The organism is Clostridium sp. Marseille-P2415 (assembly GCF_900155545.1).
Lineage (GTDB): Bacteria > Bacillota > Clostridia > Lachnospirales > Lachnospiraceae > Lacrimispora.
Genome location: NZ_LT732525.1, coordinates 893,191 through 915,325 on the forward strand (window position 1 = coordinate 893,191; position 22,135 = coordinate 915,325).

Sequence of the window (22,135 nt, forward strand, 5' to 3'; positions counted from 1 at the left end):
CCCCGGTCATGTTTCTTTTTCTCTGCACTTATGTAAAAGCCTTAGCTGGCTGATTTCACCTCTTCTGTCTGTTCCGCTTCTTCGGTTCCCTCCTCCGGCTGTGACCCATCATCTCCCTGATCCTCTGCCGTACTCTCCTTCACGACGGCTCCTTCCTTTGGAACGATCTTTTCATCGGAACCCTTGGGAATATCCATATCCACAAGCCAGTACTTTTCTTCTTTCATCGTATAGTCCGGCATTACGATCAGATGCAAATCATAATCCTTAAAAAATCCGCCATAAGAGGTATCGCTTGATTTCTCAAAGGAAAAATCCTGCATAGCAGCCTCATCATTTAAATACCGTACCGCAGCATTGGCAAATTCTACTGCTTCCTCCGGTGAGGTTCCATCTTTTACCATCAACGTCAAATCTATGGCTTTCTTCTCCGGATCCAGGCTGTAATTGACGCTTAACGCCATAGGATATTCCTCGTTGTCAACAAATTCCTCGTCCATATCATTTCCAATCTGAGTCCAGTCCAGAACAATTCCCTGCTGCGTTTCAAAAACCGGCTCTGCAGGGCCTCCTGAACTAAGGATGTGGCTTTCTGTGCAGCCAGTTAACAGCAATGCTGACATTGCACATATCACGAACACTTTGTTCTTCATCATAATTTCCTCCTTATTGAACATCTAACATTATATCGGATGGAAAGACTTTTTTGTAGTGGTTTCAGCAAAATGTCAGAAAATCTTCACATTTATTTCTTGCATTTTCTGGATATCCGTGGTATTATGTTCAATATTAATATTATACAAACATTTTTGAACACCATTAGGAGGTAACATTACATGGACCGCAATGACAAAAAGACTTTGATAAAAAAGCTGGACTGGATGACAACGCTGATTCCTTTCGTGAGCATCGTCCTCTTATGTCTTGTTTTTATTATAAACCCCGGCCAGTCTGCGGATACACTGGCTGCAATCCGGTCATTCCTGGGGGATGAGCTGGGAAGCTACTATCTTATTATCGGACTTTTTACATTTCTGTGCTCCCTTTACATAGCCTTTTCCAAATATGGTACCATCAGGCTCGGGAACTCAGAAAAACCCCAATTCTCAAATTTCAAATGGGGTACTATGATGTTCACGGCCGGCCTTGCTGCGGATATTCTTTTCTACTCTCTTTGCGAATGGATTCTTTATGCAGGAGAGTCCCACATTGCAGATATGGGAACCATGCAGGACTGGGCGTCCACTTATCCGCTGTTCCATTGGGGCCCCATTCCCTGGAGCTTTTACATGGTATTAGCCGTTGCATTTGGTTTCATGCTCCATGTTAAGAAACGTACCAAGCAGAAATATTCGGAAGCCTGCCGGCCTCTTCTTGGAAAATATGTGGATAGTCTTGGCGGAAAGTTCATTGACTTAATTGCAGTATTTGCCCTGCTGGCCGGTACTGCTACCACATTTTCTCTGGCGACTCCTCTCCTTTCCATGGCAATCAGCAAGGTAACCGGTCTGCCGGAATCCAGACTATTGACCATAGCCATCCTGGTTATTATCTGCATTGTTTATACCGTCACGGTTTATTTCGGCATGAAAGGGATTGCCAAGCTGGCAGCTTCCTGTACCTATCTGTTTTTCGGACTGCTCCTTTACGTACTGATTGGCGGCGGAGAAGCCAGATATACCATTGAAACCGGAATTACGGCGGTGGGAAACATGGCGCAGAACTTCATCGCCCTGTCCACATGGACCGATGCCCTAAGGACCTCTTCCTTTCCGCAGAACTGGACCATCTTTTACTGGGCTTATTGGATGGTATGGTGTGTAGCGACCCCTTTCTTTATCGGAACCATCAGTAAGGGACGCACCATTAAGCAGACCATACTCGGCGGATATATCTTTGGTCTTTCGGGTACCTTCACTTCCTTTATTATATTAGGAAACTACAGCCTTGCCCTGCAGACCAAGGGAGTCCTGGACGTGATGGGTATTTACGCCGCAACAGGGGACCTTTATCAGACGATTATGGCAATCCTTAATACTCTGCCATTCGCAAAGCTGGGACTGCTCCTTTTAGCAGTTACCATGGTAGCCTTTTACGCTACGTCCTTTGATGCATTAACTCTGGTAGCAGCCTCCTATTCCTATAAGGAGCTTCCTGAGGACGCAGAGCCTGATAAACACGTAAAGCTGTTCTGGGCCCTGCTGCTGATGCTCTTTCCCATTGCCCTGATTTTCTCTGAAAATTCCATGGCCAATCTGCAGACCGTATCCATCATTGCAGCATTTCCCATAGGAATTATCATTCTGCTTATTATTTTCAGCTTCTTCAAAGACGCGAAGGAATATTTGGGGCAGCAATAAATAAGAGGAAAATAAGATCGTATATATTTTTTTACAATTCATAAAAGAGGAAAATATCGCATTCGATTCGAAGTATTTACCTGAAAACTATGAGAATGCCGTAACAGATGAACGAAGGGGATATTCCATTTACCTGTTTTTTGGGCGTAACGGTGATGGCACTTTTATTTATTAACCTGAAATTCAGATATTCGGAACATACTAAAAAGGCCGGACGGAAGCTCCCTAAATCAGCTTCTGTCCGGCCTTTTTAACGAAAAACCTCTATTTCCGTACTGGAATGGCTGGGAACCCGCTTTTCTTCCGGAGGGAGTTTCTTATAATCCCCATAAATCCAGGTGAGCACCTCATGCCAGCCCCTGGGAGCCATCAGCCTGGTATCCTCAAAATCCAGGTCTATCGTCTCTTCGCACCATTCCTTTTTAAGAGTTACATAAAGATAATCCGGTTGGTAATTGCTGTAGTACCGAAGGCCGCTCCTGCCCTTCCGGTCCTTGACCGCTGCCACATGCTGCAGCTTTCTCAGCGTTTTCATCGGAATCAGTTTGCCAATATAGGCCAAAATGCTTACACATATCTTATTGGTCATACTATATTTCTTAAAATCCAGCTTATAGCGGTGCCCCATAGCCAGGCCATAGATCACCGTATGGAGAAGCAGGGTAATGGTGGAAGCTGCCTTATTCTCAGGAAGTTCATCAATGGTGAATAAATCCACCCAAAGATGGTTTAACTTCCCTTCGTAGAACCGCATCTCTTCCGAATCCTCATGGGTCCGGCTTTTTTTATAAATGATCCTGGCCGTAAAGTCATAAAAAGCCTTTCCGCCTTTCAAATCCCCGGGTTCCAGCAGCTCCATTTCCTCGGGAAGCTCCCGGCGCACTACCTTTAAAAAAGCATCATAATTGGAACGGGTAAATGCCACATCCGCATCATCGTCCCATGGGATAAAGCCCCTATGCCTTACCGCTCCCAAAAGGGTTCCTGCATCCAGAAGATATTTGATCTTGTATTTCCGGCAGATCCGGTCGATTTCCTTTAAAACAGCCAGATTAGCCTGATGCACTTCTGTTAAATCATATTGTTCCATTTTCGAAGTTTCCTCTTTCCTGCCCACGCCTTTTGGGCATAAAGGTATACCCGCAGGGTGTTTCCTCTTTCCTGCCCACGCTTCTTGGGCATAAAGGTATACCCGCAGGGTGTTTCCTCTTTCCTGCCCACGCTTTTTGGGCATAAAGGTATACCCGCAGGGTGTTCCTCTTTCCTGCCCACGCCTCTTGGGCGTAAAGGTAATCCGGCCTGTTACAGGCTTAATGCCTCTTTTATGGTCTTTGCCATATAGTCAATCATATCATCGGTCATTCCGGGATATACGCCCACCCAGAAGGTATCCTCCATGATCCGGTTGGTATTGATTAACTCTCCTGCGATCCGATAGCCTTCTCCTGATTCTCTCATCTGGTCAAAGCAGGGGTGCTTGGTCAAATTTCCCGCAAACAGCATTCTTGTCTGAACCCCTTTGGATTCCACATACTGCACGATCCGGTTCCTGTCCACGCCCTCTCTGCAGGTTATCAGGAAGCCAAACCAGCTCGGTCTGGAATTCGGACAGGCTTCCGGCAGAATCAGCTTATCGGAAGCCTCTTCCAGGGCTTTGTGGAGCCGGTCGAAATTATGCCGCCTGCGTTCCACAAAGGACGGGAATTTCTCCAGCTGGGCACAGCCTATGGCAGCCTGCATGTCGGTCGCTTTTAAATTATAACCGAAATGGGAATAAACATATTTGTGATCATAACCCAGCGGCAGTTCTCCGTACTGCCGGTCGAAACGGTGTCCGCACAGGTTATCACGCCCGGAAGGACAGACACAGTCCCTTCCCCAGTCACGGAAGGATCGGATGATTTTATTCAGCAGCGGATTATCGGTATAGACCGCTCCGCCCTCTCCCATGGTCATATGATGGGGAGGATAGAAGCTGGATGTACCGATGTCACCGATGGTGCCGGAAAAACGCTCTTCTCCATCAATGGTGTATTTTGTTCCCAGAGCATCACAGTTATCTTCCACCAGCCACAATCCATGCTTCCGGCAAAATGCCTTAACTGCAGCTAAGTCAAACGGATTCCCCAGGGTATGGGCGATCATGACCGCTTTCGTCTTTTCAGATAACGCCTTCTCCAGCATGGTCACATCAATGTTATACTGGGGAATGGTCACATCCACGAATACAGGAACTGCCCCAAACTGAATCAGAGGAGTTACCGTAGTCGGGAATCCGGCAGCCACCGTGATCACTTCATCCCCGCTCCTGATCCGGCGTTCCTTTAACAGCGGGGAAGTCAGGGTCATAAATGCCACCAGATTGGCAGATGACCCGGAATTCACAAGGGAACAGAACCGGACCTTTAAATATTCTGCCAGCTTTTTTTCAAATTCATCGGTATAGCGCCCGGAAGTAAGCCAGAACTCCAGGGAGCTGTCCACCAGGTTTACCATCTCCCGGTGATCGTATACCCGGGAAGCGTAAGGGATCCGGTCTCCCTCTTCAAATGGCTTTCTCTGATTGTGGTAAGTACTGCAATATTCTTTTACCAGCGCAAGAATCTCCTCCCGCGCCTCTTTTTCTGTCTTGTGTTCAAACATTCTATTATTCCTCTCATACTCTTTTCAACTGAAAAATTCCCTGATCTGCTGATCCATGATATCCAACATATCCGCCCCAGCCAGATAGGCTCTGGTCCACTCCACGGTCTTCCAAACCGCATCCTTCACCCCATATCTGGGAGACCATTCAAAAACACGTTTGATCTTTGAGCAGTCCAGCTTTAAAAAGCCGGCCTCATGAGGGCCTCCTTCAAATTTGTCGATCCACTTGATTCCCTGCCCCCATGCTTCGCAGAATAAGTCCGCCAGCCTGCCGGTGGTGATACAGTCTCTGTCATCCGGACCCACATTATAGTATCCCTGGAAGTTTAAATCTTCATACTGCTTCATGGCGATTGTCATATATACGGCCAGAGGTTCCAGCACATGCTGGTATGGCCTGGTAGAATGCGGATTTCTTACGATAATATCCTGCTTTGCCGATGCAGCCCGGATGCAGTCCGGGATGATCCGGTCGCCCGCAAAGTCTCCGCCGCCGATCACATTGCCTGCACGGGAAGTGGACACTGCCGCACATCCGTCGGCAAAAAAGGATTTGGCATAGCTGTGGGTCACCAGTTCGGAGCAGGACTTACTGTTGGAATAGGGATCGTAGCCGTCCAACGGGTCACACTCCCGGTACCCATACTCCCATTCTTTATTTTCATACACCTTATCGGTAGTCACGTTCAAAAAGGACTTAACAGAGGGAGTCAGGCGCACGCATTCTAAAATGTTAACCGTTCCCATCACATTGGTCTCATAGGTATAAACCGGTTCCTTATAGGATTCCCGGACAATGGGCTGAGCCGCTAAGTGAAATACGATTTCAGGTTTGACCTTAAAAAACACTTCTTTTAAATGTCCCAGGTCCCGGATGTCCCCAATTATGGAATCCATGGTATCCTCAAGTCCCGCTACACCGAACAGGCTGGGGTCCGTAGGAGGCATTAAGGAATAACCGGTCACCGATGCACCGGCACTAACGAGAATCCGGCTCAGCCAGGACCCCTTAAAACCTGTGTGCCCTGTAATAAGAACCTTCTTTCCCTTATAAAATCCGCAAAATTCATTCCATTTCACACTTGTCCAACTCATCCTGTTATTTCTCCCATATTTTCCAAGGTGCTTTGCCGGACTGCCATAAATCTTCCAGCTTCTTCATCTCCCTCTGAGTGTCCATACACTGCCAGAAACCGGAGTGGTGGAAGCTCATAAGCTGCCCCTCCGCCGCCAGCCTCTGCAGCGGCTCCTTTTCCAACACCGTAGTATCGTCTTTTAAATAAGAAAAGACTTCCGGATTCATAACCATAAAGCCTCCGTTTATCAGACTGGCATCGGTTTCATCCTTCTCCCGGAAAGAACGTACCACATCGCTTTCATCAATATCCAGAACGCCTTTTAACTGGGCAATATTCACTGTGGTCATGGTAGCGGTCTTTCCATGGCTCTGATGGAATTTTAAGAGTTCATTTAAATCCACGTCGCAGACACCGTCACCGTAAGTCAGCATAAAGGGTTCATCGCCGATATAAGGCTGGATGCGCCTGATACGTCCGCCTGTCATGGTATTTAACCCGGTATCCACCAAAGTCACTTTCCAGGGCTCAGAATAATTGTTATGTACCTCCATCTTATTATTGGCAAGATCAAAGGTTACATCCGATGTATGAAGGAAATAATCCGCAAAAAATTCCTTAACCACATACTGTTTATAACCAAGACATATAACAAAATCATGAAAGCCGTATTGGGAGTAATATTTCATAATATGCCATAAGATTGGTTTTTCGCCGATCTCAATCATTGGCTTTGGCTTCAAATGGCTTTCCTCGCTGATCCTTGTCCCAAATCCTCCGGCTAATAATACTACTTTCATTGTTTCATCCTCCTGCGTCTTTTTATTCATATTCTTTATAAGCCTTTCGGTAAAAATGCATGAGCACCTTCACAAACGGTCCCGGCCACATCTTTTTAAACATATCGGTTTCCTCTGTTACCCTGCTGTTGTCCCTGATACACGCCTTTGTGGCCGCCTCTTCATGGACCCGGTAATACAGGACCGGTTTCTCCACACAAATAAAACGCCCGGGCAGCCTGGAAAGTTTAAAAAGCGTATCCCAGTCCAGCGCAAACCGATAAGGGGAGGTAAAGAGCGGCTCCCCTAATCTTTCTTTATTATATGCGCACGCCGGACAGCAGATGGAGTTACCAAACATCAGGACGCTTTTTTTAATCCAGGATAAATGGCTTAAATGACGGAAGCGAAGGGGCAGGCGCAGAAACCGTTTTACAAACTCTACTTTTTCAAAGCCTGCCGGTCTCTCCCCTTTGACGACGGTATATCCTCCTGTAAACAGCGTCATATCCGGGTACTTTTCATAGCATTCCAGAAGTTTTTTCACATAATCCTTCCGATATAAATCATCCTGATGGGCAATGGTGACAAAACGGGCATCGGCCATATAGTAGGCAAAATTCCAGTCGTCCCGGATGCTGCTCTTTCCATGGCGTATAAATACGGGAATTCCGTATTTGTCCGCCAATTCTTCGATATAGGGGCTCGGAGTGGATGTGCATAATATAATATCCGATTCCACACTCTGTCCCTTTAAAGAGCGGATACAGGCCTCCAGATATGGCGAGTCTTTGTATGCGCAGATTGCAAATGCATGTAGTTTCATATTGGTTCCTCTAATGGTGCTTCTGATAGTCTGGGTATGATTATACCATAAAAGCTGTAAAACATTCCACCATATTCATTATTTTGAAAGAAATTATCTGCCTGGCTCCGCCGCATTGACGAACAGGGCAATTTAAGATAAGCTTAGTATTAAGTAAATTTTTTCAGACAAAGGAGATTACCTGCTATGAGCATCCGACTGATTGCCTCCGATATGGATGGCACCCTTCTAAACCCCCAGGCCAATATTTCAAAAGCCAATGCAGACGCGATCCGCAGGCTTGACCATACAAGTGTGGAATTCTTAATCTGCACCGGACGTGACTATCAAGACGCCAGAGCCATCATGGAGTCAGCCGGCATCACATGCAGCTACATCTGTTTAAGCGGAGCTGCTGTTTATGACCAGGCTGGAACACTGCTAAAAGAGATTCCCCTTTCCCGCCGGAATATCAGTGATATTGAAAGAATCTTTACGGAACAGCATGCGGATATGGACATCCTGACTTCCCATGGACGGTATACCACTGCTGCAAAAGACCAGAAAATCAAGGAACTTTATTCCTTTTTAAACGGCGGAAACGGTACTCCTGTTTTCATTACCGAAGAACTTGAGGCTGCCGCCCGGGAACGCATCAACTTCATGACATTTATTGAATCCATAAAAGACCTGCCGGAAAATGAAACGGTTTTCAAGATATGCAGCAATGGGATTTTACCTGAAAAGGTGGCTGAATTAAAGAAATTATTTTCCAATTACCCGGATCTGGCCGCGGCTTCCTCTTTTCCTACCAATATTGAACTGACCAACCATGCTGCACAGAAAGGCATTGCATTAAAAGCCTATGCGGACCGGAAAGGCATTCCCCTTGCGGATGTGATGGTCCTGGGCGACAGTGATAATGATTTATCCATGTTTACACCGGACTTTGGCTGGACGGTAGCCATGGCCAACGCCATGCCATGTATCCGCGACGCTGCTAAATACCATACGAAATCAAACGCAGAGGATGGGGTTGCGTGGGCCATAGGTCAATATGTATTTCATGAGTAAATGGGAAAGAATTCCATTATAAGAAAAATTAGCAATAAACAGATTTATTTTTATATGGCCGCAGCAAATTGTTTATTGATAATTGTAGTTCCAGAAAAAATGTGATAAAATAACAAATGATACAGGTGGATTTTTAAATTATTTTGCCGAAAATATTTTGAGGTCAGACCATACAAAACAGAAAACATACACAAAATCAGATGAAATGCGTTATTTTCATTGTTAAAATAATATATATAAATATATAAATTCGCTTTATTTACAAATTGCTGTTTTAGAGTACCAGAGAATTCTATGAATCAATGCAGGAAGGAATGGAAATATGGAAGTTGACAAAAGCGATTGGACAACGGTTCCTAAAACAAAGCGATTACCTAAGTGGAAAATGACAATAGACAAAGAAAATGAATTACTGCAAATCATCTTAAATCTCGTTCAGGATGGTATTTGTATTTTGAATTCTGATTTGGATATTCTTTATGCAAATTCTACAATGGAGTTCTGGTATAATGTAAAAAATATGGAAGGCAGCAAATGCTATGCTACCTATCATGGACGAACAGAACCGTGCGGGGATTGCCCCGTTCTCCGCGCCATGAACCGCTGTGAGCCGGCGACAGATATACACCTTCTGGAAAATATAAATGGAAGAGGATGGCATCGTACATTTTGCGTTCCAGTACTTGGTAGTAGCGGAGAGATAAGTTTGGTCGTAGAGTATATCCGGGATATTACACGTGAAAAAAAATCAAATCTTTCGATGGGACTAATGGAGGAGCAGACTCAATTACTGCAGGACCTTCTTGAGGAGAGCAAGGGAGAATCAAAGCGGCATGAGCAGGATCTGATTAATAATTTTAACAAAGCGATAGAAAGTGTTGTAAAATATTTAAATGGAATGTTAGATACGGACACAGCAACAGTTGTGCAGAAGCAATTAGAATTAGCCATACAGGGGGAAAAGTCAGAGAAACTGCCGCTGTTTGCGGAATTTAACGAAAAAGAGCTGGACATTGCCCGCTATATCAGAGATGGCTATCTTAGTAAGGAGATTGCGATCAGACTGAATTTATCAAAAAAGACTGTAGATTATTACCGTATGAATATCCGTAAAAAATTGGGACTTGGGGCGAAAAGTAACTTGAAGCAGTTCTTAAAAGATAATTTAAAAACTATTTTATAGCGGCGTACAATATAAAAATCAGTTATCAGGCATATGCGTCATACAGTAAATTGAGGTTGCTGTATGACGCGTATTTTATTTACATCAGCCAGAGAAATAAAAGTTGTTCAATACTGATGCTTATTAGTATCGGATTGGTATCTGACTGGGATTGTTAATAGCATGTTTTTTGTATAAAATAGCTATATCAAACAAATTAACAGTCTGTTTTTTGAACAAAACAGATAAGGAAAGGAGAAGCTATGGAAGAATTATTTACCCCTATGCAAATAGGAACACGCACTGCCCCTAATCGATTTGTGATTAATGCCATGGAATGCTGTGACGCATTGGATAACGGTGATCCGAGTCCGGCTACATACAAGCGTTATGAGGACTATTTTAAAGGAAAAGCTGGTATCGTAGTATTGGAGGCCATTACGCCGCAGTATGATTACATTGCCAGAAGAAACCAGCTTTCTATTAAAGAACACAACCTGCCAGCTCTGAAGAAGTTTGTTGCTCATTTAAAAGAGATTAATCCGGACACGCTGCTTCTCTTTCAGATAACACATTCTGGAGAGATTAGCAATAATGTTTATTCTCAGCGTATTCGCGTAACAGAAGAGCCGTTGCCGGGATACGAAGATTCAATACTGGTAAGAGAGAAAGAAATCGATCAGGTTATTGAAGATTATGTTATAGGCTGCCGTTACGCGTATGAAGTTGGTGCGGATGGTGTTGACATCAAGCTGTGTCATGGATACCTCGGTACTCAAATCCTTCGTCCGTATAACAAAGATGATTGGAAATATGGCGGAAAATGGGAAAACCGCCGTCAATTTGTAATTGATCTTTATGAACGCATTAAAGCGGCAATTCCGGACGAAAACTTCATTTTAGGGTCTAAGATTTCTATGTATGAAGGGTTTCCGGGCGGGGCAGGAACGTTGGGACCGGACAGTGCTTGTATGGATCTCACGGAATCCATTGATCTAATTAAGACTTTGGAGGTACACGGAGCTCATTATATTCTTCAGTCTGCCGGCTCCCCGTCACATACTCTGGATTTGGCTCATCCGGACCGCCGAACGCCGGATTATGCATATATGCATTTCTACTTCCAGAAGGTCTGCCGTGATAATTTGAAGCCGGAAACAAAAGTACTTGGTTCAGCGTATACGATTTACAGAGACGGAAAACAGCCGTTCTGTGCAGTTAAACCTGAAAAGAATACTTTACGTTTTTGGGGCAATAAAAATATCAGCGAGGGCATCGTAGACGCGGTTGCTATCGGACGTCAGTCATTTGCGGATCCTTATTTACCGGTAAAAATGCTGGAAGGCAGAGAGAAAGAGATTCATTGGTGCACATTATGCGATCACTGTGTTGAGTTTCTCATCAGGCAGCATCATGTGGGATGTGCTACCTACGATCCTCATTTCACGGATGAGTATGTAAAGATGATTAAAGAAGAAGGCAAACTTAAGGCAAAGCATACTTAAGAGCACGCTGAATTTTAGAATGCCCCGTTCATGCAGTATAACCTAAGTCATAGCTGATGGATAACAATGCGCCGGGGATTTTTTCCCGGCGCATTCATGGTTTTAGCAGGAAAGATGATAAAATTTAAGCGAAAGGATGATAAGAATGATGAATGAAACGAAAGGACGTATCGTAACACTCTGTACCTGCCAATGGGCAGATTTAGAATTTGAAGAGCTTTGCAGACTGGCAAGGAAGATGGGTTATGATGGATTGGAAATTGCACTGTGGGGGAATAGTTTTGATCTGGAACGGGCCTATAAAGATGATAAGTACATTCCGTTTATTCAGGACACTCTCTCTAAATATGATCTGGTCTGCAAAGCATTTGCAGCACATATTATCGGGCAGTGTGTCGGAGACGCTCCGGATCCGCGTTTAAATAATTTTGCACCTGCAGAATTGGCTGACCGGCCGGAGGCTATTCGCGCATGGGGAATCGAAAGCATGAAGAAAGCGGCAGCAGTGGCAAATAAAATGGGTGTGAAGGTGATTACAGGGTTTACCGGATCTCCTATCTGGAAATGGATGTATTCCTTCCCGCAGACAACGGAAGAGATGGTTGCAAAGGGATATGAAGAAATCTATCAATTATGGAAGCCGATTCTGGAAGATTTTCGTAAATACGGTGTAAAATTTGCTTTGGAAGTACATCCGGCAGAAATTGCATTTGATTACTATTCTACAGTACGGCTTTTAGAAAAATTCAATGATATTCCGGAATTCGGTTTAAATTTTGATCCGAGTCACTTATTATGGCAGGGAATAACTCCGCATCTGTTCCTGAAGGATTTTATGGAAATGGACAGAGTATACCATGTTCATATGAAAGATGCAGCAATAACATTAGACGGACGTTCCGGACTGATGTGCTCTCATATCGATTTCGGAGATCTGCGGCGTGGATGGAACTTCCGTTCTTTGGGACATGGGCAAGTAAATTTTGAGGAAATCATACGGGTGCTGAATGCATATGGCTATGACGGACCGCTTTCCGTAGAATGGGAAGATTCAGGAATGGATCGTGTTGATGGCGCAACCGAAGCAGCCGCCTTTGTTCGTAAAATTGATTTTAAAAAGTCCGAAATTAAATTTGATGATGCAATTTCAAATAGTTGAAATTAACAAGGAGGTGAATCTTATATGCAAAAGATATTAAAATATGGTATGGTCGGCGGAGATTTAGATGCATTTATTGGAGGTGTTCACAGAATTGCGATCAATTTTGATGGCCGCGCGTTTCTGACTGCGGGCTGCTTCAACCCGAATCCCGATAAAAACAGAGAATGCGGAGAATTTTATCAATTGGACCATGAAAGAATTTATTCTGATTATAGAGAGATGGCTCAGAAGGAAAGCGCAAGGGAAGATGGCATCGATTTTGTGACTATTGCGACTCCTAACCGCATGCATTACGAGATTGCAAAAGAGTTTCTGAATCATGGGATCCATGTGCTGTGTGAGAAACCATTAAGTTTTGAGGTGAAAGAAGCGGAAGAGCTGAAAAATATTGCAGAAAAGAAGGGCTTATTATTTGCGGTGAACTATTCCTATTCAGGTAATAATATGGTTAAGGAAGCAAAGGAATTAGTAAAAAGTGGCGTAATTGGAAATATCATTAACGTAAATGCCGAATATTTTCAGGAATATCTGGTTGATGATGTGGGAAAAGGTGACCAGAAGATGGTAAAGCTCTCTTCCTGGAGAAAGAATCCTGATATTGCCGGAATTTCCAACTGTGTGGGAGATATTGGCTCCCATATTGAACACACGGTTTCTTATATTACAGGACTCCGGGTAAAGAAAGTGGCTGCTGTGCTGGACTATTTTGATCAACCGCTGGATTTAAACGCCAATATCCTTGTAGAACTTGAAAATGGCGCCCACGGCGTATATTGTTCCTCTCAGGTGTGTGTAGGGCATATGAATGGTCTGGTTGTGCGCATTTTCGGTACAGAGGGAGCGATTGAATGGGTACAGGAGAATCCGAATGTTTTAAGCGTGACCTTAAAAGGTCAGCCGACTCAGATTTATAACCGCGGTATGGGCTATATGTCAGAGCGCTCGGTTCAGGTAAACCGTTTACCGTCGGGTCATCCGGAAGGACTGTACGTTGCCTTTGCCAATATTTATAAAAGCTATATTTCAGCAGTTTTAAAAACAATAAATGGAGAAGAATTGTTGACGGAAGATTTAGATTTTCCGACCGTTTCAGATGGTTTGGAAGGCGTAAAATTCATTCACGCTGTTGTCGAAAGCGCGCATAAAGATTCTAATTGGATATGTTTATAAATTAAGGCATCCAGATTTAGCCACCATTTTAGTCTATCTATATTTTTTTCCACGGTTTCAAGCTGTTAGCCTTTGCTGTTTCAGCGATACTATACATATTCAAATGATAAAAAAATTTTAATAAGTTAGCACTCACGCCTTGACAGTGCTAATCATGTGTGTTATATTACATGTAGAACAAAAAATTTGAAAACGATGAATGGTTTTCGATTTTAGTTCCATAATAAAAATAAGCAACACCCCGGATTTCTCCGACAGTGTTGGCTCAAATGTCATTTGAAAGGAGATACGACTTATGATGATGCCTAGTATTTTTGGAGAAAATTTATTTGAAAACTGGATGGATTTCCCGTTTGAGAGATCTTTCTTCGGTGAGAGGAATCCTTTGTATGGAAAGAATACGAAGAATATGATGAAAACTGATGTACGGGAAACGGAAAACGGCTATGAAGTGGACATCGACCTCCCAGGATTTAAGAAAGAGGAAATAAATGCCCAACTCTCCAATGGTTATTTAACCATTTCCGCAGCTAAGGGACTTGATAAAGAAGAAAAAGATAAGGAAGGCCGCTATATCCGGCGTGAGCGCTATGCGGGCAGCATGAGCCGCAGCTTTTACGTAGGAGAAGGGGTAAAGGAGCAGGATATTCATGCGAAGTTTGATAACGGCATCCTGAAGCTGGCAATTCCGAAAAAGGATGAGAATGCGGTAGAACAGAATAACTATATTGAAATAGAAGGATAAACGGATAAAGGCCTCACCGGCCCGGCAGCATATCGGATGCGCCGGGCCGGTGAGGCCTTTCTTCTTTTCATCCCTGCAGGTAATTTATAATTCTATATATCCTTCGATAAGCTTCAGGGTCTGTTCCAGCCCCTTTACATGTGTCCTCTCCGTTCCATGGGAGGCGTGGACCCCTTGTCCGATTAAGGCTCCGCGAATGTTATGTCCGCCCCGGATGGCGGCTCCTACATCAGAACCGTAATGAGGGAAAACATCCACCGCGTAATCCAGGTTCCGCTCTCTGGCAATTGCGATCAGGCGGCTTGTCATTTCATAGTCGTAGGGACCGGAGGAGTCGTGGGCACAGATGGACACTTTCCGTTCATCTCCTGCTAAGTCATCTCCCAGGGCGCCCATGTCTACAGCAATAAATTCTTCTATGTCCTCCGGGATCCAGCTTGCACCGAATCCTACCTCTTCATAATTGCTGATTACTATTTTAAGGGTTCTTTCCGGGCGCCTGCGGGTATCGGAAAGGTCTTTGAGTACTCCCAGGAGCACAGCTACGGAGGCTTTGTCATCCAGATGGCGGGATTTGATAAAACCGCTGTCGGTATGTACAAACATGGGATCAAAGCTGATGTAATCTCCTGCGGAGATATCCAGTGCTTTTACGTCGTCGGCATTGTCCACCAGTTCATCAAGACGGACTTCCATGTTTTTGGCCTTCCGCTCTAAGGTTCTTGCGTCGTCGTAGGTATGGACGGACGGCTCTTTTGTAAGAACGGTTCCGGTGTAGGTTTTTCCGGTTCTCGTGTGTATTTTACAATACATGCCTTCTATGGTCTCCATCATGTAACCGCCTACCGGGACAAGGGTCAGCATTCCTTTGGGAGTGATGGAACGGACCATGGCCCCTAAGGTATCCACATGGGCGGATAGGCCCAGGACCTCTTTTTTCTTTCCGGGGACTTCGATGATGAGGCCGCCTTTTCGATTGTAGGTGGAGGGGTAGCCGAATTTTGAGGCTTCTTCTTCGACTGCTTTCAGGACTTCTTTGGTGTAGCCGCTGGGGCTTGGGATGTTTATGATTTTTTCCAGGATTGATAGTATGTATGATGTGGTGTTCATGGGATTTTGGATTCTTCTTTCTTTATTTGTTTGTTTTTTCTTTATTTTAGCAGATTTGGGGGGAGATGGCTAGTGAATTGGAAGAGTAGAGATAAAAAAAGATGAGTTTGATTGTGCGGCCCGCTAGTCCGCAGTGCACAAGCTCGAATCCGCTGACGCTCCTTCTCGCTCGTCGGCTGTCGCCGAATGCCCATAAAATCAAAAGAGTCCGGAAAAAAGCTTGCTTTTTTCCGGACTCTTCCGCTTTTACGGGCGCACTGCTCGTTACACTTCGAATATCAAATCCCCATAACTAGGCATTGGCCATAACTCTTTATCCACAATCATCTCCAGCTTATCTGCAGGCGCTCTAAGGGCTGCCATGGCTGGTACTACCTCATCGTGATAAGCAGTTGCCTGCTCTTTGTTCTCTCCGATTGCGGCGCTCTTATCGGTCGCATCTGTCAGAGCGGCCAGGGCTACCTTCATATCGGAAAGGTATGCGCTTACTTCTGTGAGAAGCTCTTCCTGTACACTGGTATCCGCATCAGGACATGCTGCTTTTACTTTCCCTAAGGAATCTGCCAGTACGGTCGCATATTTTACAGCTGCCGGAATGATCTGCTTTCCGGCCATGTCGATCATGGTCCTTGCTTCAATGTTAATGGCTTTGCTGTAAGCTTCATATTCAATCTCAACGCGGGATTCCAGCTCTGCCTTTGTAAATACCTTGAACGCTTCGAACATCTTCACGGAAGCATCCGTAGTCAGTGCCGGGATCGCTTCTACCATGGATTTGATGTTTGGAAGTCCTCTTCTCCCGGCTTCTTCTACCCATGCATCGGAGTAGCCGTTGCCGTTGAAAATAACTCTTCTATGTGTAGCTAATTGCTCTTTAATCATATCATGTACCGCAGTATCAAAGTCATCTGCCTTCTCCAGAATATCCGCTGCTTCTTTAAATGTCTCGGCTGCGATGGTGTTTAAAACAACATTCGGAGAAGATATGGAATCCGAGGAACCAACCATACGGAACTCGAACTTATTGCCGGTAAATGCAAATGGGGAAGTCCTGTTCCTGTCTGTTGCATCCTTAAATAAATCAGGCAGCGTCCTTACGCCTGTCTTTAACGTGCCGCCTGCCTTGGAATGGGTGGCCTCTCCGGTGCTACAAAGCTGATCTACCACATCCTCTAACTGCTCGCCGATGAATACGGAAATGATGGCTGGCGGTGCCTCGTTTGCACCAAGTCTGTGGTCGTTTCCAACATCCGCTGCGGATTCACGAAGCAGATCTGCATGTTTGTCAACCGCTTTTAAGATACAGGAAAGAACCAGTAAGAACTGGATGTTCTCATGAGGCGTCTCACCCGGGTTTAACAGATTGATTCCATCGTCAGTGGTTAAGGACCAGTTGTTGTGCTTGCCGGAACCATTCACGCCTGCAAATGGTTTTTCGTGAAGCAGACAGTTTAATCCATGACGTCCTGCCACCTTCTTTAAGGTCTCCATAACCAGCTGATTATGATCGACCGCTACGTTTGCCTGCTCGTATATCGGAGCCAGCTCATGCTGCGCAGGAGCAACTTCATTATGCTGTGTTTTTGCAGGAACACCTAACTTCCAGAGCTCTTCGTTCACTTCCTTCATGTAAGCCGCGATTCTTTCACGGATGGAGCCGAAGTAATGATCTTCCAGTTCCTGTCCCTTTGGAGGCATTGCTCCGAATAAGGTACGTCCGGCATAAATCAGGTCTTTTCTCTGCAAGTATTTTTCATGGTCAACCAGGAAATACTCCTGCTCCGGTCCTACGGAAGGAGTGACTCTCTTTGAAGTGGTATTTCCGAATAATCTTAAAATTCTTAAGGCCTGTTCATCAACGGCCTCCATGGATCTTAAGAGAGGTGTCTTTTTATCAAGCGCTTCTCCGGTATAAGAACAGAATGCGGTAGGAATGCAAAGGGTCACGCCGATGGCATCTTCTCTTAAGAACGCCGGGGAGGTGCAGTCCCATGCCGTATACCCTCTTGCTTCAAAGGTTGCTCTCAAGCCCCCGGAAGGGAAGGAAGAAGCATCCGGTTCGCCTTTTACCAGCTCTTTTCCGGAAAATTCCATGATTACCTTTCCCTCTGATGTGGGTGCGGAGATGAAGGAATCATGCTTTTCTGCAGTAATGCCGGTAAGCGGCTGGAACCAGTGGGTGTAGTGAGTTGCGCCTCTCTCAATCGCCCAGTCCTTCATTGCATGTGCAACCACGTCAGCAATGGAAGGATCCAGCTCTGCGCCATCTTCTATCGTTTTCTTTAATTTTTTGAAAACAGACTTTGGTAAACGCTCTCTCATTACGGTTTCGTTAAATACATTCTTACCAAACAGCTCGGCTACGTTTACAACTTCGCTCATAAATTTTCCATCCTCTCATATTAATTTCTACTTAATATAATTAAGTCAAATTGCCTTTTTTTAGTCTCCTCATTATCTGAATATGCGCATAAATCAGAAAAGGCGCCCTCCTGGTATTAGGAGAACGCCATCGTTCTTAATTAAAATAAACCATTTTCCTAAAAAAATCAAGTACTTTTTTGAAAAAAAAATTTATTAAGAGGTAATCCGCTTAAGCTTTTCCAACAGAACCAAATAATTCCATCTTTTCTTTGACGGTTGCCTTGATTGCCTCTGTGCCGGGTAAAAGAAGCTTACGCGGATCAAAGCCCTTGCCTTCCAAGTCCTTGCCTGCCTCAATGTACTTACGGGTGGCTTCCGCAAAGGTAAGCTGGCACTCGGTGTTTACATTGATCTTTGCAACGCCAAGGCTGATGGCCTTCTTGATCTGATCCTCCGGAATGCCTGTCCCGCCATGAAGAACGAGAGGCATGCTGCCCACCTTCTCTTTTACAGCAGCCAGGGTCTCAAAGCTTAAACCAGCCCAGTTTGCCGGATATTTTCCGTGGATATTGCCGATTCCTGCAGCCAGCATGGTCACTCCTAAATCAGCGATCTGCTTGCACTCATCCGGATCCGCACACTCACCCATGCCTACAACACCGTCTTCCTCGCCGCCGATGGAGCCAACCTCCGCCTCTAAGGAAAGTCCTTTTTCAGCGCAGACCTTTACTAATTCTGTTGTCTTTTCCACGTTCTCGGCGATCGGATAATGGGAACCATCAAACATGATGGAAGAAAATCCTGCTTCGATACACTTATAACATCCGTCATAAGAACCATGGTCCAGATGAAGTGCTACGGGAACTGTAATATTTAATTCTTCAATCATGGCTTTCACCATAGCAGCTACGGTCTTATAGCCTGTCATGTATTTGCCAGCACCTTCGGAAACACCCAGGATCACCGGGGATTTTAACTCCTGTGCTGTCTGTAAAACAGCTTTCGTCCACTCAAGGTTGTTGATGTTGAACTGTCCAACTGCGTACTTTCCGTCTCTAGCTTTTTCAAGCATCTCTTTTGCTGAAACTAACATATCACAAACCTCCATTTTGATTTTTTATCTTACATTTTTTCATTATATACTATTTTACCCCATTTGGAAAGAATAATTTTTCCAATTCGTTTATTTTATAACAAAGTTACATTTTGCTTTCATCCAGGCTTTGTACTATAATGAGTACAGGATTTAAATACATAATGGGAGAAATATTATGAAACCAAAGATGAGAGAAGGCAATTTATCATGCCCGGGTTCCGATGCTCAGGAAATACGCACACGGCAGGGGTTGCCGGATCTGTTTTCAAACAGGCAGCTGCGCCAGCTGATCTTCCCGCTGGTCATCGAACAGATTCTGGCTGTTTTCATGGGAATGGCGGATACCATCATGGTGGCTTCCTGTGGAGAAGCGGCCGTATCCGGCATATCCATCGTAGATACCATCAGCGTCCTATTGATCGGCTTGTTCGGAGCCATGGCAGCCGGAGGATCTGTGGTCGCGGCCCAGTACATCGGCCGAAAGGATGAAAGAAATGTCGCCCGGGCTTCCGGTCAGCTTTTTCTTGCCGTAGGCGGGCTTTCCCTGGGGCTTATGGCGGTGACGCTTCTTTTTAACCAGCCTCTTTTAAGGCTTATATACGGGGCGATCGACCAGGAGGTCATGTCCAATGCGAGAATTTATTTCTACCTGTCGTCCCTTTCCTATCCGTTTCTGGCATTTTATAACAGCGCGGCAGCACTTTTCAGGGCCGTTGGAAATTCCAGGGTATCCATGCAGATTTCCCTGGTTGCCAACTTAATTAATATCGCCGGAAACGCACTGCTCATCTACGTATTCCAAATGGGTGTGGCAGGTGCGGGGCTTTCCACCCTGTTCTCCAGAATTCTTTCCGCAGTGATCATACTGGTGCTTTTGCGCAGGAAAAGCCATCTCCCTGTGGAGTTCCGCCTTCGCATGGACAAAAGCATGCTTCGCCAGATTCTCTACATCGGTGTGCCGAACGGCCTGGAAAACAGCATCTTTCAGCTCGGAAAGCTTCTGCTGTCCAGCTTAACGGCCAGCTTCGGAACCGTGGCAATTGCAGCCAATGCCGTTGCCAGCACCATCTGCGGACTGGAAACCATACCGGCCAATGCCATCGGAATCGCCATGATAACCGTGGTGGGACAGTGCATCGGCGCCAGAGAGCTGGGGCAGGCCCGCAGATACATGGGAAAACTGTTAAAAACAGCATATCTATGGCTTCTGGTCTTAAACCTCGCCATTATACCGCTGTTAAACCCCATCTGCGGACTGTTCCATCTATCCGGTGAAACCAGCTCCCTGGCGGTGAAACTGATGCTTTACCACAGCATCTGCTGTATGATCATCCATCCGCTTTCCTTCTGTCTGACCAACGGCCTGCGGGCTGCCAATGATGTCCGCTTTACCATGACAGTCTCCATCTGTTCCATGTGGATCTGCCGTATCGTACTGGCTTACATATTAAGCTTATATTTCGGCCTTGGCCTGATGGGGATCTGGATCGCCATGACCATTGACTGGCTGGTGCGGGCTATTTTCTTCAGCACCCGGGTCTTAAGCGGGAAATGGTGCCGGTATGCCAACCGGAACATCAGTTAGCTTAAGAAATTTAAAACCGCTTCCTTCATCTTATCCGCATCGCATTCTGTATTGTGTCGTACCGGCGCGGTGCGGATTTCTTCTACTGCCTGCGGGATCCGGACTCCGGAAATTTCAGCCAGATGTCCGATGATCCGGAATTCGTCATCCGTCTTCTGCTCTCCCTCAATGGCTTCCAGGACACTTCTGGAGAATTTATAAGGACTTGCCGTGGAGGCGATGATGTTTTTCGTATCATCGTTTGATCCCGCTCTGTACTGTTCATACACAGCAGCTGCCACACCGGTATGCGTATCGATCAAATAGCCTGTGTCTTTAAAAATTTTTTTCATTGCGGCTCTGTTTTCTTCTTCCGACGCAAAACCGCCCTGAAAATCTTCCATAAACGTTTTCATCTCAGCGGTTACCGTATAGCTGCCTTTTTCACTCAGTTCCTTCATGAGTGCTGCATTTGCTGCTGCATCGCATCCGGTGCTTAAATAAATCAGCCGCTCTAAGTTGCTGGATATGAGGATGTCCATGGATGGAGAGCTGGTAAGGATAAAATCCCGGTTCCTGTCATAGGTCCCTGTCCGGAAGAAATCATAAAGGACCTTGTTCTCGTTGGAAGCACAGATGAGCTTCCTGATCGGAACTCCGGCCTGCTTTGCGAAATAAGCTGCCAGAATGTTGCCGAAATTACCGGTAGGCACGGTTACGTTGACCGGTTCGCCATCGGTAATTTCTCCGCCTGCAAGAAGCTTTGCATAAGCGTAAACGTAATACACCACCTGCGGAACCAGCCTTCCGATGTTGATGGAGTTGGCCGATGATAACTGGAAGCCTTTTTCATCAAGGGTGCGGGCAAATTCTTTGTCACCGAAAATCCTCTTGACCCCGGTCTGTGCATCATCAAAGTTTCCATGAATGGCAGCAACATGAGTGTTCTCCCCTTTCTGGGTCACCATCTGCAGCTCCTGGACACGGCTTACGCCATCCTTTGGATAGAATACGATGATCTCCGTCCCCTCCACATCAGCAAAGCCGGCCATGGCTGCCTTTCCTGTGTCGCCGGAGGTAGCAGTCAGGACGACAATTTTATTCTTCACCTGATTCTTTTTCGCAGCGGCAGTCATCAGATGAGGCAGAATGGAAAGCGCCATATCCTTAAACGCAATGGTGCTTCCATGGTATAATTCCAGGTAATAGGAGCCGCCGGCCTTTTTAAGAGGCGCGATCTCCTCTGTATCAAATTTGCTGTCATAGGCGCGTTCAATACAGCTTTTAAGCTCTTCTTCGGTGTAGTCCGTAAGGAACAGCTTCATAACCTCATAGGCTGTTTCCTGATATGTCATTCCTGACAGTTCTTTCATGGTTTTGTCAAGCTTTGGGATAAAGCATGGCATAAACAGGCCGCCGTCTTCTGCCAGCCCTTTTAAGATTGCCTGGGATGCCGTCACATTGGCTTCCCCGCCCCGGGTACTTTGATAGGATATTTCCATGGTATCTTATTCCTT

The 22,135-nt window shown here is 45.4% G+C and carries 18 protein-coding genes; 8 read left to right on the forward strand and 10 right to left on the reverse strand.

Going from position 1 to position 22,135, the window contains the following annotated elements; genetic code table 11:
- Nucleotides 1–41: 41 nt before the first annotated feature.
- Complete coding sequence (locus tag BQ9856_RS04275) at nucleotides 42–656, reverse strand: hypothetical protein (protein WP_077609861.1); 615 nt, start codon at nucleotides 654–656, stop codon at nucleotides 42–44.
- Nucleotides 657–836: 180 nt separating this feature from the next.
- Here BQ9856_RS04275 and BQ9856_RS04280 point away from each other — a divergent pair, with 180 nt between their 5' ends.
- The gene (locus tag BQ9856_RS04280; protein ID WP_077609862.1) at nucleotides 837–2,360 is read left to right on the forward strand and encodes a BCCT family transporter; all 1,524 of its coding nucleotides are present in this window, start codon (nucleotides 837–839) and stop codon (nucleotides 2,358–2,360) included.
- Between the two features lie 250 nt (nucleotides 2,361–2,610).
- Here BQ9856_RS04280 and BQ9856_RS04285 read toward each other — a convergent pair whose 3' ends face one another.
- The 5 genes from BQ9856_RS04285 to BQ9856_RS04310 form a co-directional block, all read right to left on the reverse strand.
- On the reverse strand, nucleotides 2,611–3,450 hold the full coding sequence (locus BQ9856_RS04285; protein ID WP_077610034.1) for a LicD family protein: 840 nt from the start codon (nucleotides 3,448–3,450) through the stop codon (nucleotides 2,611–2,613).
- A 212-nt stretch (nucleotides 3,451–3,662) separates the two neighbouring features.
- On the reverse strand, nucleotides 3,663–5,003 hold the full coding sequence (gene rfbH, locus BQ9856_RS04295; RefSeq protein WP_077609863.1) for a lipopolysaccharide biosynthesis protein RfbH: 1,341 nt from the start codon (nucleotides 5,001–5,003) through the stop codon (nucleotides 3,663–3,665).
- 24 nt (nucleotides 5,004–5,027) lie between these two features.
- Nucleotides 5,028–6,101, reverse strand: coding sequence for a CDP-glucose 4,6-dehydratase (gene rfbG, locus BQ9856_RS04300; protein WP_077609864.1), 1,074 nt, complete (start codon nucleotides 6,099–6,101; stop codon nucleotides 5,028–5,030).
- 4 nt (nucleotides 6,102–6,105) lie between these two features.
- On the reverse strand, nucleotides 6,106–6,882 hold the full coding sequence (gene rfbF / locus BQ9856_RS04305) for a glucose-1-phosphate cytidylyltransferase (protein ID WP_077609865.1): 777 nt from the start codon (nucleotides 6,880–6,882) through the stop codon (nucleotides 6,106–6,108).
- Between the two features lie 22 nt (nucleotides 6,883–6,904).
- Nucleotides 6,905–7,687: a glycosyltransferase family 2 protein gene (locus BQ9856_RS04310; protein WP_077609866.1), complete on the reverse strand. Its 783-nt coding sequence runs from the start codon at nucleotides 7,685–7,687 to the stop codon at nucleotides 6,905–6,907.
- A gap of 186 nt (nucleotides 7,688–7,873) precedes the next feature.
- Here BQ9856_RS04310 and BQ9856_RS04315 point away from each other — a divergent pair, with 186 nt between their 5' ends.
- From BQ9856_RS04315 to BQ9856_RS04340, 6 genes are all read left to right on the forward strand, one after another.
- Nucleotides 7,874–8,740: a Cof-type HAD-IIB family hydrolase gene (locus BQ9856_RS04315; protein WP_077609867.1), complete on the forward strand. Its 867-nt coding sequence runs from the start codon at nucleotides 7,874–7,876 to the stop codon at nucleotides 8,738–8,740.
- Between the two features lie 322 nt (nucleotides 8,741–9,062).
- Complete coding sequence (locus tag BQ9856_RS04320; protein WP_077609868.1) at nucleotides 9,063–9,923, forward strand: helix-turn-helix transcriptional regulator; 861 nt, start codon at nucleotides 9,063–9,065, stop codon at nucleotides 9,921–9,923.
- A 242-nt stretch (nucleotides 9,924–10,165) separates the two neighbouring features.
- Nucleotides 10,166–11,407, forward strand: a complete 1,242-nt coding sequence (locus BQ9856_RS04325; protein ID WP_077609869.1) for an oxidoreductase — start codon at nucleotides 10,166–10,168, stop codon at nucleotides 11,405–11,407.
- Between the two features lie 145 nt (nucleotides 11,408–11,552).
- Complete coding sequence (locus tag BQ9856_RS04330) at nucleotides 11,553–12,566, forward strand: sugar phosphate isomerase/epimerase family protein (RefSeq protein WP_235839114.1); 1,014 nt, start codon at nucleotides 11,553–11,555, stop codon at nucleotides 12,564–12,566.
- 24 nt (nucleotides 12,567–12,590) lie between these two features.
- Nucleotides 12,591–13,739 (forward strand): Gfo/Idh/MocA family protein, encoded by a 1,149-nt coding sequence (locus BQ9856_RS04335; protein ID WP_077609870.1) that lies wholly within the window; start codon nucleotides 12,591–12,593, stop codon nucleotides 13,737–13,739.
- Nucleotides 13,740–14,034: 295 nt separating this feature from the next.
- Nucleotides 14,035–14,484: an Hsp20/alpha crystallin family protein gene (locus tag BQ9856_RS04340; protein ID WP_077609871.1), complete on the forward strand. Its 450-nt coding sequence runs from the start codon at nucleotides 14,035–14,037 to the stop codon at nucleotides 14,482–14,484.
- An 84-nt stretch (nucleotides 14,485–14,568) separates the two neighbouring features.
- On the opposite strand, the gene BQ9856_RS04345 is transcribed toward BQ9856_RS04340, so the two are convergent.
- From BQ9856_RS04345 to fba, 3 genes are all read right to left on the reverse strand, one after another.
- On the reverse strand, nucleotides 14,569–15,594 hold the full coding sequence (locus BQ9856_RS04345; protein WP_077609872.1) for a M42 family metallopeptidase: 1,026 nt from the start codon (nucleotides 15,592–15,594) through the stop codon (nucleotides 14,569–14,571).
- 264 nt (nucleotides 15,595–15,858) lie between these two features.
- Complete coding sequence (locus BQ9856_RS04350; protein ID WP_077609873.1) at nucleotides 15,859–17,976, reverse strand: glutamine synthetase III family protein; 2,118 nt, start codon at nucleotides 17,974–17,976, stop codon at nucleotides 15,859–15,861.
- 211 nt (nucleotides 17,977–18,187) lie between these two features.
- Nucleotides 18,188–19,051: a class II fructose-1,6-bisphosphate aldolase gene (gene fba / locus BQ9856_RS04355; protein WP_077609874.1), complete on the reverse strand. Its 864-nt coding sequence runs from the start codon at nucleotides 19,049–19,051 to the stop codon at nucleotides 18,188–18,190.
- A 178-nt stretch (nucleotides 19,052–19,229) separates the two neighbouring features.
- Between fba and BQ9856_RS04360 the strand changes: the two genes are divergently transcribed.
- Nucleotides 19,230–20,639: an MATE family efflux transporter gene (locus BQ9856_RS04360; protein ID WP_077609875.1), complete on the forward strand. Its 1,410-nt coding sequence runs from the start codon at nucleotides 19,230–19,232 to the stop codon at nucleotides 20,637–20,639.
- On the opposite strand, the gene thrC is transcribed toward BQ9856_RS04360, so the two are convergent.
- Entirely contained in the window at nucleotides 20,636–22,120 is a 1,485-nt protein-coding gene (gene thrC / locus BQ9856_RS04365; protein ID WP_077609876.1) for a threonine synthase, read from the reverse strand. The genes BQ9856_RS04360 and thrC overlap by 4 nt on opposite strands.
- Nucleotides 22,121–22,135: the final 15 nt, after the last annotated feature.

What these genes read in the sequence shown, in the direction of transcription:
- BQ9856_RS04315 (WP_077609867.1), top strand. Translation starts at nt 7,874, where the DNA reads ATGAGCATCCGACTGATTGCCTCCGATATGGATGGCACCCTTCTAAAC.
- BQ9856_RS04345 (WP_077609872.1), bottom strand. Translation starts at nt 15,594, where the DNA reads ATGAACACCACATCATACATACTATCAATCCTGGAAAAAATCATAAAC.
- BQ9856_RS04320 (WP_077609868.1), top strand. Translation starts at nt 9,063, where the DNA reads ATGGAAGTTGACAAAAGCGATTGGACAACGGTTCCTAAAACAAAGCGA.
- fba (WP_077609874.1), bottom strand. Translation starts at nt 19,051, where the DNA reads ATGTTAGTTTCAGCAAAAGAGATGCTTGAAAAAGCTAGAGACGGAAAG.
- rfbF (WP_077609865.1), bottom strand. Translation starts at nt 6,882, where the DNA reads ATGAAAGTAGTATTATTAGCCGGAGGATTTGGGACAAGGATCAGCGAG.
- BQ9856_RS04285 (WP_077610034.1), bottom strand. Translation starts at nt 3,450, where the DNA reads ATGGAACAATATGATTTAACAGAAGTGCATCAGGCTAATCTGGCTGTT.
- BQ9856_RS04350 (WP_077609873.1), bottom strand. Translation starts at nt 17,976, where the DNA reads ATGAGCGAAGTTGTAAACGTAGCCGAGCTGTTTGGTAAGAATGTATTT.
- BQ9856_RS04325 (WP_077609869.1), top strand. Translation starts at nt 10,166, where the DNA reads ATGGAAGAATTATTTACCCCTATGCAAATAGGAACACGCACTGCCCCT.
- BQ9856_RS04275 (WP_077609861.1), bottom strand. Translation starts at nt 656, where the DNA reads ATGATGAAGAACAAAGTGTTCGTGATATGTGCAATGTCAGCATTGCTG.
- BQ9856_RS04280 (WP_077609862.1), top strand. Translation starts at nt 837, where the DNA reads ATGGACCGCAATGACAAAAAGACTTTGATAAAAAAGCTGGACTGGATG.
- BQ9856_RS04360 (WP_077609875.1), top strand. Translation starts at nt 19,230, where the DNA reads ATGAAACCAAAGATGAGAGAAGGCAATTTATCATGCCCGGGTTCCGAT.
- BQ9856_RS04330 (WP_235839114.1), top strand. Translation starts at nt 11,553, where the DNA reads ATGATGAATGAAACGAAAGGACGTATCGTAACACTCTGTACCTGCCAA.
- BQ9856_RS04310 (WP_077609866.1), bottom strand. Translation starts at nt 7,687, where the DNA reads ATGAAACTACATGCATTTGCAATCTGCGCATACAAAGACTCGCCATAT.
- BQ9856_RS04335 (WP_077609870.1), top strand. Translation starts at nt 12,591, where the DNA reads ATGCAAAAGATATTAAAATATGGTATGGTCGGCGGAGATTTAGATGCA.
- BQ9856_RS04340 (WP_077609871.1), top strand. Translation starts at nt 14,035, where the DNA reads ATGATGATGCCTAGTATTTTTGGAGAAAATTTATTTGAAAACTGGATG.
- rfbG (WP_077609864.1), bottom strand. Translation starts at nt 6,101, where the DNA reads ATGAGTTGGACAAGTGTGAAATGGAATGAATTTTGCGGATTTTATAAG.
- thrC (WP_077609876.1), bottom strand. Translation starts at nt 22,120, where the DNA reads ATGGAAATATCCTATCAAAGTACCCGGGGCGGGGAAGCCAATGTGACG.
- rfbH (WP_077609863.1), bottom strand. Translation starts at nt 5,003, where the DNA reads ATGTTTGAACACAAGACAGAAAAAGAGGCGCGGGAGGAGATTCTTGCG.